The sequence below is a fragment of the Gemmatimonadales bacterium genome (genome assembly GCA_035502185.1).
In the GTDB taxonomy this organism is placed as follows: Bacteria; Gemmatimonadota; Gemmatimonadetes; order Gemmatimonadales; family JACORV01; genus Fen-1245.
Window position 1 is genome coordinate 52,557 of record DATJUT010000101.1, and the last position, 12,207, is coordinate 64,763.

The window sequence follows — 12,207 nt, forward strand, 5'->3', positions numbered from 1 at the left end:
CTAAGCTTCGCTGGGCATCGAACGCCGTGCAATCCGGCGCCGGTCCCTGTCCTCCGGCGCCCCGGTTCAGCGCTGGGCGATCCTCACGCCGAGCCGGGCCGCCTCGGCGGCGATCCGGGCTTGGGCGGCCGGCGGCGCGGTCAGCGCGTACTGCGCCTGCACCGCCTGGATGGTGGCGATCAGGAGCGCCCGCAGGTACGGCGCGTTGTGGGCGCCGTGCGAGCGGTCGGCGGTGATCAGCTGCACGTTGAACCGCCCGCCCTCCGCCACCGTGTACGGCAGGGTGTTGTTGACCGTGGCGCTCCGGGTCTTGAACTCCGTGGCCGGCACCTTGGTCAGCAGCCCGGTGTCGACCGAGTCGATCTTGCCGTTGCCGTTGACGTCCGTCCAGATGATCCCGGCCAGATACTGCAGCTCGGTCGACGTCGCCTGGAACACCGTGCGCGCCGCGGCCTCGGACGAGTGGCATCCGCTGGTCGCGCACGCGGCGAAGCTGCGCACGGAGACGTCGCACGAGTTGGTGGAGTCGATGCCGGCGGTGTCCACGCACGGGATCGCGTAGAAGCTGTGGCCCGTGTAGTGCCAGGCCAGCTGGCCCTTGGAGTCGTTCACGTCGAGCGTCGCCAGATGGCAGGTCGCGCACAGCTGGGGATTCGCGGTGGAATTCGAGTGCGTCGTGACGCTGGTCGAGTCCCACACGAAGCCGGCCGGCCGCCACCCGGCCGTGCCCAGGAACGTCGGACCCTGCGGCGAATGCGGGCCGCTGGCCGACGTCAGGTCGGGCACCGAGCGCCGGTGGTGGCACTGGATGCACAGGTTCATCGTGTCCGCGGTCGTGATGGACGCCCGCAGTTCGTGCGTGTTGGCGCTGCCGTGCGGATTGTGGCAGCTGGTGCAGCCGATCGGGTAGGCCGTCGTGCTCCCCGCCTCGAGGTACACGTCACTGCCACCGAACCGCTGCATCACGGTCTTGCCCTCGTGACACTGGATGCAGGTCCCGCTGGTGTTCGAAATGGCCGGCGCCTCGATGATCCCGTGCGCGCCGCGCGACCAGTCCTCGTAGAACGGGTTGTGCGGCGGGCCGCTGTGGCACTCACCGCAACCGACGCCCCTGGTCGAGTCGTACGAAACGAACGAGGGAATCGGCTGGGTCTCGTCCGGGGTGGCGACGTGCAGCTGCCCCGGCCCGTGACAGGCCTCGCACTGCACGTCCTGGTAGTACTTCTGCGCGGTCGCCGAGGCGCTCGGGAAGCCCGCCGTGTCGGCACCGAGGTTCGTCGCGCCGCTGGTGGTATGGCACTTGTTGCAGCTGCTGTTCGCGTGCCCGCTCGCCTGCAGGTCCTTCCAGGCGTTGGCGTGCCCGGTCTGGATCCAGCTCGCCTGCTTCAGGACGTGGCAGTTGCCGCACGTCGTCTGCTTCGTGTCCGGGTTGCTGTACCCGACGAAGGCGGCATCCTTGGCGTTGACCCCGGACGGCGAGGTGGTGTTGTCCTTCACGCACCCGGCTGCCGCAAGGGCGAACGCCGTACCCAGCACCAGATGTCCGACGCGGATCGCGTGTCTCATAGGCGGTTCCTCGCGCTTCCCAGACGTGTTCGCTGCTCAGCCCCAAGAGTCCAGCGCCCGTATGTGCTGTGCCGGGAGCTAGGTAGTCGTACGGACGTATGGGCATCGGCCATGCCAGGTGGTGGAGCACCGTAACCAATTGAAATAGAACGTGTTATGATGCAGTTCTTCAGTTGAAACCAGGTAAGCGAATCTCTTGTGTCCGAATTCACAAACTCGCGGTGGACAGATTGCGACAAGGGTTGGCTGGGGTACCGATGCGTGTCCGCCCGGGCCCGAGCGGTCAATGCCGACTGGGCGCGGATGAAAGGCAGGGGGCCGGGGTAGAAGCTGCGCGGGAGCAGGCTCCGAGGCTGGTGGTACGGCCGGGCAGGACTGGAAGGACGGCCACCGAGCTGGAACCTCGTCAGCCGCAGAAGCCCGGCTCCCCGACCCTGCCGGGCCGAGCTGGCCCGCGCTGCGGTTCCGACCTCACTTCCTCCGACGGAGCAAACCGATGAGAGCGACGGCGTGGCTGATCTTCCTTGCCGCGGCAGCGACACCGCTGGCGGCGCAGCAGCATCCGGCTCCCCACCCCATGGCGTCGGGCGGGATGATGCGCGATGACATGATGCGAGGCATGGACTCGATGATGGCGCCGGTGATGCGCGTGATGGCGTACGCGCCCGAGCACCTGTTGAAGCAGAAGACCGCGCTGCACCTGACGGCCGACGAGGTGACGCTGCTCACCAGCCTGGGCGACTCGGCGAAGGCGGCGCACGACGCCGCGGCGGGCCAGGCGCGGATGCACCTCGGGGAGATGGAGCAGGTGATGCACACGGCGGCCCCCGACACGGCCGCGGTCAAGGCGCACTTCGACGCCGCGCACCGCCTCATGGGGGACGCGATGTGGGCGATGCTGCGCGCGGCGGCGCAGGCGCGGGCGCTGCTGACCGACGCGCAGCGGAGCCAGGTGGACGCGATGGCGAAGGCGCCGATGCGGCACGGCATGGCCCATCACGACTCGGCGGGCCACTAGCCTAGCGCAGCACCTCGCTGAAGAAGCGGTGGAGGATGCCGCGGCCGGTCCGTTCGACGGCCGCGCGCCGTTTCTCGTCGATCGCGAACGCGCGCGGGCGCGCCGCCGCCCAGTCGCGCGCCAGACCGGCGTCGAGCTCGACGTGGAACTGCAGCGCGTAGGTCCGGGTGCCGACGCGGAACGCCTGGTGGGGATAGGCGGCGCTGGTGGCGAGGTGCGCGGCGTCCGGCGGCAGGTCGAAGGTGTCGCCGTGCCAGTGGAAGGCCTGGAACGCGGGCCCCGACGGCCCGAGCACCGGGTCGCGCTTGCCCTCCGGGGTGAGCCGGACCTCCCCGACGCCGATCTCGGGCGCCGCGCCCGGGTACACCCGCGCGCCGAGCGCGGCCGCGACGAGCTGCGCGCCGAGACACACGCCGAGGACGGGCAGGCCCCGTGCGCAGGCTTCGGCGAGCAGGCGCTGCTCGTCGGCCAGGTGCGGGTGGGCCTGGTCCTGGTAGACGCCCATGGGACCGCCGAGCACCACGACGCCGTCCAGGTCCCGCGCCGACGGCAGGCGCTCTCCGAGGTCGAGCCGCCGGACGTCCAGCGACACGTCGTGCACGGGGGCCACGGCCGCGATGAGACCCGGGCCCTCGGCGGCCACGTGCTGGATGACGGTGAAGCGGCGCGCCGGGCTCACGCCAGGCAAGCTCGGCCGCGCCGGGGGAATGTCAAGCCGCCCACCTTGCGGCCCGGCTCGGCCCCCGCAAGGTTAGCGTCGGGAAGTCCGGGAGTGCCCGTGCCTCGCGACCTGCTGCCCGTGGTGCAAAGCGCGCTGGGCGATCGTTACGCGGTGGAGCGCGAGATCGCCCGCGGCGGCGCCGCGCGCATCTTCCTGGCGCGCGATCGGTCCGGCACGCCGGTCGCCCTGAAGGTCCTGCACCCCGAGCTGGCGGTCTCGCTGACGGCCGAGCGCTTCCTCCGGGAGATCAGCCTGCTCTCGCGCATCGAGCACCCGCGCATCTGCCGGCTCCTGGACTACGGCGAGCGGGATTGGCTGGTGTACTTCGTCATGTCCTACGTCGAGGGCCCGACCCTCCGGCAGTACCTCGAGCGGGTGCGGCGGGCCCCGATCGAGGACACGCTCCGCGGCACCTCGGACGTGCTCGAGGCGCTCGCGTACGCGCACGGCCTCGGCGTGGTGCACCGCGACGTCAAGCCCGAGAACATCAAGCTGTCGCCGGCCGGCGCGGTGCTGATGGACTTCGGGATCGCCAAGGCGGTGGCCGCGTCGGCCGTGGGCAGCGCCCGGCTCACCCGCTCCGGGTTCACGGTCGGCACGTCGGCGTACATGAGTCCCGAGCAGGTCGCGGGGCAGCAGACGATCGATCATCGCAGCGACCTGTATTCGGTGGGGTGCGTGATCTACGAGTGCCTGACCGGCGCGCCCCCCTTCGAGCACTCCGACGACCGTCTGGTGCTCGGGATGCACATGCGCAGTGCGATCCCCGACGCCCGCAAGCGCCGCGCCGACACCCCGCCCAAGCTCGCGAAGCTCGTCACCCGGGCGCTGGCGAAGAACCCCGGGGACCGGTGGCAGACGGCGGCCGAGATGGCGGCCGCGCTGCGCGAGTGCGCCGGCCAGCCGCCCGCCTGAGCGGCGCTTCCACGCGGCAGGTCCGGGTCGTTAGCTTGCGGGCGTTCCCGCCCGCGAGGACCGAGTTGCTGCTGACGCTCTGCAAGGCGAAGCTGCACCGCGCCACCGTGACCGAAGCCAACCTCCACTACGTCGGCAGCATCACGATCGACGTGGCGCTTATGGAGGCGGCCGGCATCGTGCCGTTCGAGCGGGTACAGGTGGTGGACGTGGCGAACGGCGCGCGGTTCGAGACGTACGTGGTCGAGGGAGGCCGCCGTTCCGGGACCGTGTGCCTGAACGGCGCGGCCGCCCGCCTGGTGCACGTGGGCGACCCCGTGATCATCATCGCGTACGCGCAGATGACGCCCGAGGAGGCGCGGGCGCATCGGCCGACCATCGTGCTGCTGAAGCCCGACAACACGGTGCTGGAGACGCTGCGGCCCGAGCGCGGCTCCGAGCTGGCGGAGCGGTCGGACGCACTGGACGCCTGAGGGCGGAGTGGGAGGTCGGATGGCGAACAGCAAGCTGCCGTGGCTCGTGGCCGGCGTCGCGGTCGTCGCGACGGCGGCGATCCTGGTGGCGACCCGGGGCGCGGGCGGAGGGCATCATCCGACGCCGCGCCCGGGCATCACCGGCGCGAGGGTGCTGCCGGCCTCGACGTTCGGCGAGGACGAGCGCCTGGTGCGGGCCTACGAGGCGGCGCGGGCGATGCCCGAGCTGTTCGACGGCCTGTACTGCTACTGCCACTGCAAGGAAGACATGGGCCACGTCTCGCTGCTGACGTGCTACGAGTCCGAGCACGCGGCGTCGTGCGACATCTGCCTGGGCGAGGCGGCGATCGCGGTTCAGATGCACGCGGCCGGCGCGTCGCTGGAGGAGATCCGGCGCGCGATCGACGCGCGCTACAAGACCTAGCGGCCCGCGGTGAAGGTCGGGGTCCGCGCCTCCAGGCGGCGGTGCGGCAGCCCCGACAGGCGGATCAGGAGGCGGCGCGCCCCGACGGCCAGCGCGCCCCCCAGCCCGCCGCGGCTGGAGATGGCCGGCCCGACGTCGCCCCGCAGCCACCGCTCGACCTCGTCGAGATCCGATTGCGACAGCGACGTGATGTCGAGGGTCGCGAGGTAGTAGTAGCGGGTCTGGGGCCCCGCGGCCGGGGGCACCATCTCGACGGTGAACGCCTTCGCCATGGCCCGGCTCACCACATCCATGGCCGTGAAATGCGCCACGTCGCCGCCGGTGCGGATCAGGTCGAACTCCCCGGACAGCGGATCGAGGCGGACGACCGCGTCCCACTCGACTTCGCCCTGCAGGTGGTCGAGCAGCGGCGCCTGTCTCCACAGCTCCAGACGGAAGTGGAACCGGACCGAGAACCCGTTCCGCAGGGCCCCATCGAAGACGCCGTCTTCGAGGAGGCGCTCGGCGCGGACGACCGGGGGCAGCAGTTGCGCCTCCGAGTCGCGCGACAGCGTGATGGTGAGGTGCGGCGGGACGGGGGGGGCGCGCTCGCGGACTTCCTGGGCGCGGACCGCGGTGCCGGCGCTCACGATCAGCGCGAGCAGGAGCCCCGCGGCCCGGTTCACCCTCCTAGAAGCGCCGGCCCATCCGCACGGTGAAGGTCACCGCGCGGTTGGCTTGGTCGAGCGGCTTGGCCAGGTAGAAGCCGAGCGGGCCGAAGTCCAGCCCGAGGCCGATGTCGGTCCGGAGCGAGCTCAGCGAAGGCAGCTTGTCGGCGGGAATCTGGTCCGGCCCCACGTTCCCGTCGCGGGCGACCGACCACGCCCGGCCCGCGTCGGCGAACACCACGAGGTCGGGTCCGCTGACGTGGAAGGGCTCGTAGTGCTCGTCGCGGGCGTCGCCCCAGTCGCTCGCCCACTTCGGCCCGAAGTCGAAGCCGAGGTGGGTCCGGAACTCCGCCTGGGCCACGATCGCCCGGTCGCACAGCGCCGGGTCGCCCAGTACGCCGGTGCCGCCGCACGAGAACTGGCGCCAGCCGTAGCCCGGCAGCGGATCGGGGTAGCCCAGCGACAGACGCCGCTGGAGCGGCAACGGCTCGCCGCCCAGCCAGCCGCCCCCGGCCAGGCGCAGGTCGAGCCGGCCGGTCGGCGAGAGGCGCAGGTAGCGGCGCGCGTCGAACGCCATCCGCTCGAAGCCCAGGTTGCCGTCGGCGAGGGCCGGATCGACGCACGGGACGGTGATGCAGGCCCGCGGGCCCAGGCTCCCGGTGACGTCGCCGCCGTGGCTCAGCTCGTACTCGCCGGTGACGAACCAGCCGGCGCTCGGCGAGCCCGCGTCGTTGCGGGTGTCGAGGCGGAACGACGTGATCAGCGAGCGGTACTTGCCGTCGGTGACGGCGGGATTGACGCGCCAGGGCTCGTCGCTCCGGAACAGCGTCCAGGGCGTCCGCGCCTCGAGCGACGACTCGCGCTCGTCGCGCCCTTCGGCCGTGACCGACAGCTGTGGCGAGAGCCGCAGCGTCGCGTACAGGCTCCCGCCGTGGCGCCGGTAGTAGTCGCGGTAGTCGCGGTGGAACAGGAAGGACGCCCAGCCGACCTCGAAGTCCTTGAGCGGCCAGGCCTCGACCGGCGCGACCGCGTCGAAGCCCCGTACGCCCAGGCCCAGGTTGCGGGCCGCGCCGCCCAGCACGAACTCCGCCCGCGCGTTGTACCCGATGTCGTCGCCGTCGAGGGAAATGTCGCTGGTGCGGACGATCGCTGTCGCGTCGGCCTGGAACCGCACGCGGTCGGCGACCCGCAGGTCGGCGCGCGGGCCGAACAGGATGGGCAACCCCTCGATGCGGTTGTACGTCCCCGCGAGCGCCAGGAGGATCCCGGTGTTGTTGGCCTGGTCCTGGCCCCAGTCGTACTGCTGGATCCAGCGCGGCGGCTGGAACGCCCGCTCCGGCGCGTACACCAGTTGGTCGCCCTGCCGGTGGTAGCGCAGGGGGTCGCGGTACCAGCGGACCTCGCCCTGGATGCTCGCCTGGTCCGCGCCCTGGACGACGCCGCCGACCACCAGCACCGTGCCGCCGACCGTGGCGCCCGGCTCGAAGATCACGTCGCCGTTCACCACCACCAGCGCGCCGCTGATGCGGCCGCCGACCACCACCGGTCCGCCGAGGACCGCGAGGTCGCCGTCGATGCCCCGCGCCGCGGGGATGCGCGTCGAGCCGGTGAGGCGGATCGTGCTGTCGGCGTTGAACAGCCCGATGACTTCCTCGGCGACGTCGCGCGGCAGCTCCCGCGGCGAGAGTCGCGCGGCCGCCCCGGGCTGCGCCGGCCGGATCCTGATGGTGCTGTCCTGGCCACGCGCCGGTGCCGCCGCCACGAGGGCCAGCAGTGCTGCCAGTGCCGCCTTGCTCATGCCACGCTCCTGCAGGAGTGCCGCGCCGCATCAAGGCACGGCCCATGCCGCAGTCCGGCCCACCTCAAGTCAAATGAATCCCACCACTTGGCGTCCCGCAACCGGCTGCCCGCTCGTGCGGCTGTCTCCTCGCGGTCCACCGGCCCGTGTCGTTCCGACACGTCAGGACGATGGCTCGATGCCGAGCCGCTTCATCCTTCTATAGAGGTTGGCCCGGTCGGTCGAGAGGGTGCGCGCGGCCTCGGCCACGCTGCCGCCCGCGGCCGAGAGCGCCCGCGTGATGAGGACGCGCTCGAACCGGTCGAGCTCGTCGCTCAGGGGCAGCGTCATGGCGGCCGGATGCGGGAGCGGCTCCTCCCGGCCGTCGCCGGCGGGCAGCGCGGCTGCGACGTCGGCCTCGCCGATCGTGCTGCGCGAGGAGAGGATGATCAACCGCTCGACGATGTTGGCCAGCTCGCGCACGTTGCCCGGCCACGGATGCCGCACCAGCCGGTCCATCGCGTCGGCGGTCACGGTGACGGCGGGCCGGCCGATGCGCCGGGTCACCAGGCCGGCGAAGTGCGCCACCAGCTCGGGGATGTCGCCGGGCCGCTCGCGCAGCGGGGCGATGACGATCGGAAAGACGTTGAGCCGGTACAGCAGGTCCTCGCGGAAGGGGCCGTCCCGGGTGGCGCGCTCCAGGTCCTTGTTGGTGGCCGACACCACCCGCACGTCGACCGGGATCGGCCGGTCGCCGCCGACCCGCTCGACCTCTCCGCCCTCGAGCGCGCGGAGCAGCTTGGCCTGCGCCTCGGGCGAGAGGTCGCCCACCTCGTCGAGGAACAGGGTGCCGCCGTCCGCCTGCTCGAAGCGGCCGAGGCGCCGCTCGGTCGCCCCGGTGAACGAGCCGCGCTCGTGGCCGAACATCTCCGATTCCACCAGCTCGCGCGGGATGGCGGCGCAGTTCACGCGGACGAACGGCGCGTCGGCGCGGGCGCTCGCCGCGTGGATGGCGCCGGCCACCAGCTCCTTGCCGGTGCCCGATTCGCCGGAGACCAGCACCCGGGCCTCGGTGGGGGCGACGCGGGCGATGAGCGAGCGGAGCTCGGTCATCTGCGGACTCGAGCCCACCAGCGTGGCCGTCGGGCCGAGGGCCTCGCGCAGCGCCATGGCTTCGGCGCGGGCGCGGGCCAGCTCGAGGGCCGAGTGGAGCGTCAGCAGCACCGCCTCGGGGGCGAGCGGCTTCTCCAGGAAGTGGTAGGCGCCGAGCTTGGTGGCGCGCACGGCGTCGGCGAGCCCCGCGCGTCCGCTCATCATGATCACGGGGACGCCCGGCACCTCGGCGCCGAGGCGCTCGAGCGTCTCCAGGCCGTCGGGGCCGCCGGGCATGGAAAGGTCGAGGAACACGGCGTCGGGGCGCCGGCGCTGCGCGGCGGCGACCGCATCCGTGCCCGAGGCGGCCTCGGCGGTGCGGTAGCCGTCCGAGGCGAGGACCGCGCACAGCATCCGCCGGAGGTTCGCCTCGTCGTCCACCACGAGCACCACGGGGTGCCGGGTCACGCGCGCGCCACCGGCAGCGTGACGGTGAACGTGGTGCCGCGGCCGGGCTCGCTCGTGACGCCGATCGAGCCGCCGTGATCGTGGATCGTCTGCCGCACCAGCGCGAGCCCCAGGCCGGTGCCCTTCGCCTTGGTGGTGAAGTAGGGCTCGAAGATCCGTTCCAGCCGCTCCGCGGGGATCCCGACGCCGTTGTCGCGCACGGCGATCTCGACGGCCGGGGCCGCACCGTTGGGCGCCGCGCGCAGCGCGACCGTGATCTCGCCGCCTCGCGGCGGCGCCTTCCCGGGCCCGGCGGGCGCGGCATCGCGGCAGGCGTCGCAGGCGTTGAGGACGAGGTTGTGCAGCGCGCGGCGCAGCGGCTCGTAGTGGGCGCTCACCAGTGGCAGGTCCGGCGCGCTCTCCACCCGGACGGCGATCTCGGGGGGCACGGTCCCCTTCACCAGGGTCTCCACCAGCTCGACGAGGTCCACGGGCGCCGGCGGGCCCTCCGGGAGCCGGCCCAGCGTGGCGAAGTCGCGCGCCATCTGCTCGATGCGCTCGCTCTCGCCCTCCACGATCTCGAGCAGCTCCCGCTGGTCCGGTCGCGCGTCCTGGGCGAGGCGCGAGGTGGCGAAGCGGAGCGGCGTCAGCGGGTTCTTCAGCTCGTGGGCCACCTGGCGCGCCAGGTCGCGGAAGGCCCGGAGCTGGGCCGCCTCCACCTCGCGCGCCCGGGCGGCGGCGAGGTCCGTCGCCATCGCGCGGAAGGCATTGCGCAGCACGTCGAATTCGGGAGCGCCCTTGGCCGGGGGGGCGACCGGGAGCGGCTCGCCGCGCGTCAGGCGTCCCGTCCAGGCGATCAGCTCGTCGATGGGGCGGGACAGCTGCCGCGACAGGTGGCCGGCGAGACGGACGGTGCCGAGCGCCACCAGGGCGGCGAGGGCGGCGGCGAAGCCGGCGAGCGCGCGCGCGAACGTGTCCCGAACGGTCTGGCTCCGCCGCGCGAGGGTCAGCGAGTTGCTCAGGTCGTCGGCATGGTGGCGCAGAGCGGCGCGGGCGGCAGGCGTGAGCGGCTGGCGGGCCAGCGCGCGCTGGGCCTCGAGCCAGGTGCTCGCGGCGCGGTCCCAGGCGGCGACGCCGCCGACCGGCGCCGCGATCCGCGGCGCCAGCAGCGAGACGGCCACGCCGACCCCGGCGGGGATCGCCGCGACCGCGACGAGCCACGCGAAGAGGCTGCGACGGAAGGCGAGGGCCACGCGCCAAAGGTGGGGCTGCGCACCGTCAGTCTCAAGAGTGGAGTAAATGACGGTGGGCAGAACAGTTGCGAGACGCCGAGTTGCGAGTGGTCGTGAGTGGGCAGCTGGGAGGGGCGAGACCAGTTGTCAGGTACTGCCCACTGGCCTGCAGTCCGTTCACTCAGGACTCGTAACCACCCGCAACCCGGCGTCTCGCAACTGTACTCGCTCTCACCACTTACGTCTCTCTCCGGGAACAGAAACTGGCCCGCGCGTCGTGGCATGGGTATCATTGAAAGTTGGGCTTGATTGGGGGCACGCTTCTGGGTTCGGCACATCTCGCGGACGTATTCGATGCCGCCGCGGCGCGCGCTCCCGAGCGGCTGCTGGCGGTAGCCGGGGAGCGGCGCTACAGCTACGCGCAGCTCGGCCGGGAGGCGGAATCCCTCGCCGCGGCGTTGGCGGACCTCGGCATCGAGGCCGGTGACACCATCGCGGTCTGCCTGCCCAACCGGCCGGAGTGGCTGGCGACGGCGGTGGCCGCAGCACGGCTGGGCGCCGTCCTGGTTCCCGTCAATCCCGGCCTCGGACACCACGAGCTCACCTACCAGCTGCGCCATGCCGAGGCGTCGGTGGTGGTGACCGCCGAGAGCTACGGCGACCGGGACTTCGTCGAGCTGTTCGACGAGCTGGTCGGCGACCTCCCCGACGTGCAGTACCTCGTGGCCGTCGGCAGCGGCGACTACTGGTACGACGACCGGGTGTTCCCCTATCGGGACCTCGTGTCGAGGGGCGGGCGGCTCGCCGCGCCGTCGGGGGCGCGGGACGCGGACGGGCTGTTCGCCATCCTCTACACGTCGGGCACCATGGGGAAGCCCAAGGGGGTACGCCTGACGCACCGGAACGTGGTCGGCACGGCGGCCGCGGTGAACGAGGTGCTCGCACTCACGGGCGAGGACGTGGTGCTGGCGGCGGTGCCGTTCTTCACGATCTTCGGCACCAGCGTCGCCGCCGGGGCCGTCGCGGCGGGTGCGGGCCTGGTGCTCGACGAGCGGTTCGACCCGGCCGCGGCGGTCGCGCTGATGGCGCGGGAGCGGGTGACTGTGTGTCACGGCGTGCCCACGATGTTCCACCTCCTGGTGCGGGAGCGCGGCTTCGCGCGCTCCGCCCTGCCGCTGCTGAGGACCGGCATCGTGGCGGGGAGCCCGGTGCCTCCCGACCTGCTGGCGGCGGTCCGGCGCACCTGCGACGTGGAGGTCGCTTACGGCCTGACCGAGACCGGGCCGACGGTGACGATCACGCGGCCGGGCGATGCCCCGGTGCATCGGGCCGAGACTGTGGGGCGGGCGCTGCCCGGGGTCGAGCTCAAGATCGTGGACGTGGGCACCGGGGAGCTGCACGGCGAGGAGGCGGTGGGAGAGCTCGCCGTGCGGGGCCCGAACGTGATGACGGGCTACCACCGGATGCCGGGCGAGACGCGACGGTCGTTCACGCCGGAGGGGTTCTTCCTCACCGGCGACCTGGCGATGCTGGAAGCGGACGGGTACGTGCGGATCGTCGGCCGCCGCAAGGAGATGATCATCCGCGGTGGCTACAACATCTACCCGCGCGAAGTGGAAGACGTGTTGCGGGCGCATCCGGGCGTCGCGGAGGTCTGCGTGGTGGGCATTCCCCACGAGGTCCTCGGCGAGGCGGTGTGCGCCTGTGTCGTACCGACCGAGGGCGCCATCCTGCGGGGCGAGGACATCACCGAGTTCGCCCGGCGGCAGATGGCCGACTACAAGGTGCCCGACCTGGTGCGGTTCTTCGACGTGCTCCCGCTGACGGCGAGCGGGAAGGTGAAGCGTCGGGAGCTGGCCCAGGTGGTGGCACTCGAACACACAGCCTCCTGAAGG

General features: G+C 72.5%; 11 protein-coding genes. 5 read left to right on the forward strand and 6 right to left on the reverse strand.

From position 1 onward, the window contains the following. Window positions 1-66 precede the first annotated feature (66 nt). Window positions 67-1,566, reverse strand: a complete 1,500-nt coding sequence (locus tag VMF70_13290) for a cytochrome c3 family protein (GenBank protein HTT68993.1) — start codon at window positions 1,564-1,566, stop codon at window positions 67-69. 496 nt (window positions 1,567-2,062) lie between these two features. On the opposite strand from VMF70_13290, the gene VMF70_13295 reads away from it, so the two are divergent. Then, window positions 2,063-2,584 carry a hypothetical protein gene (locus tag VMF70_13295; protein ID HTT68994.1) on the forward strand — a complete coding sequence of 174 codons (522 nt, stop codon included), beginning with the start codon at window positions 2,063-2,065 and terminating at the stop codon, window positions 2,582-2,584. Window position 2,585: 1 nt separating this feature from the next. Here VMF70_13295 and VMF70_13300 read toward each other — a convergent pair whose 3' ends face one another. After that, on the reverse strand, window positions 2,586-3,263 hold the full coding sequence (locus tag VMF70_13300) for a type 1 glutamine amidotransferase (protein HTT68995.1): 678 nt from the start codon (window positions 3,261-3,263) through the stop codon (window positions 2,586-2,588). Window positions 3,264-3,362: 99 nt separating this feature from the next. Between VMF70_13300 and VMF70_13305 the strand changes: the two genes are divergently transcribed. The 3 genes from VMF70_13305 (at window position 3,363) to VMF70_13315 (ending at window position 5,117) form a co-directional block, all read left to right on the forward strand. Beyond that, the gene (locus VMF70_13305) at window positions 3,363-4,220 is read left to right on the forward strand and encodes a serine/threonine-protein kinase (GenBank protein HTT68996.1); all 858 of its coding nucleotides are present in this window, start codon (window positions 3,363-3,365) and stop codon (window positions 4,218-4,220) included. 65 nt (window positions 4,221-4,285) lie between these two features. Beyond that, window positions 4,286-4,693, forward strand: coding sequence for an aspartate 1-decarboxylase (gene panD / locus VMF70_13310; protein HTT68997.1), 408 nt, complete (start codon window positions 4,286-4,288; stop codon window positions 4,691-4,693). A 19-nt stretch (window positions 4,694-4,712) separates the two neighbouring features. After that, the gene (locus VMF70_13315; protein ID HTT68998.1) at window positions 4,713-5,117 is read left to right on the forward strand and encodes a CYCXC family (seleno)protein; all 405 of its coding nucleotides are present in this window, start codon (window positions 4,713-4,715) and stop codon (window positions 5,115-5,117) included. Here VMF70_13315 and VMF70_13320 read toward each other — a convergent pair. The 4 genes from VMF70_13320 to VMF70_13335 form a co-directional block, all read right to left on the reverse strand. Next, the gene (locus VMF70_13320) at window positions 5,114-5,782 is read right to left on the reverse strand and encodes a hypothetical protein (protein HTT68999.1); all 669 of its coding nucleotides are present in this window, start codon (window positions 5,780-5,782) and stop codon (window positions 5,114-5,116) included. The two genes, VMF70_13315 and VMF70_13320, sit on opposite strands and share 4 nt — an antisense overlap. A gap of 4 nt (window positions 5,783-5,786) precedes the next feature. Next, window positions 5,787-7,562, reverse strand: coding sequence for a hypothetical protein (locus VMF70_13325; GenBank protein HTT69000.1), 1,776 nt, complete (start codon window positions 7,560-7,562; stop codon window positions 5,787-5,789). A gap of 162 nt (window positions 7,563-7,724) precedes the next feature. Beyond that, entirely contained in the window at window positions 7,725-9,101 is a 1,377-nt protein-coding gene (locus tag VMF70_13330) for a sigma-54 dependent transcriptional regulator (GenBank protein ID HTT69001.1), read from the reverse strand. Next, window positions 9,098-10,333 (reverse strand): HAMP domain-containing sensor histidine kinase, encoded by a 1,236-nt coding sequence (locus tag VMF70_13335; GenBank protein HTT69002.1) that lies wholly within the window; start codon window positions 10,331-10,333, stop codon window positions 9,098-9,100. Before VMF70_13335 ends, VMF70_13330 begins: the two co-directional genes overlap by 4 nt. A 278-nt stretch (window positions 10,334-10,611) precedes the next feature. Between VMF70_13335 and VMF70_13340 the strand changes: the two genes are divergently transcribed. Further along, window positions 10,612-12,204 carry an AMP-binding protein gene (locus VMF70_13340; GenBank protein ID HTT69003.1) on the forward strand — a complete coding sequence of 531 codons (1,593 nt, stop codon included), beginning with the start codon at window positions 10,612-10,614 and terminating at the stop codon, window positions 12,202-12,204. Window positions 12,205-12,207 lie beyond the last annotated feature (3 nt).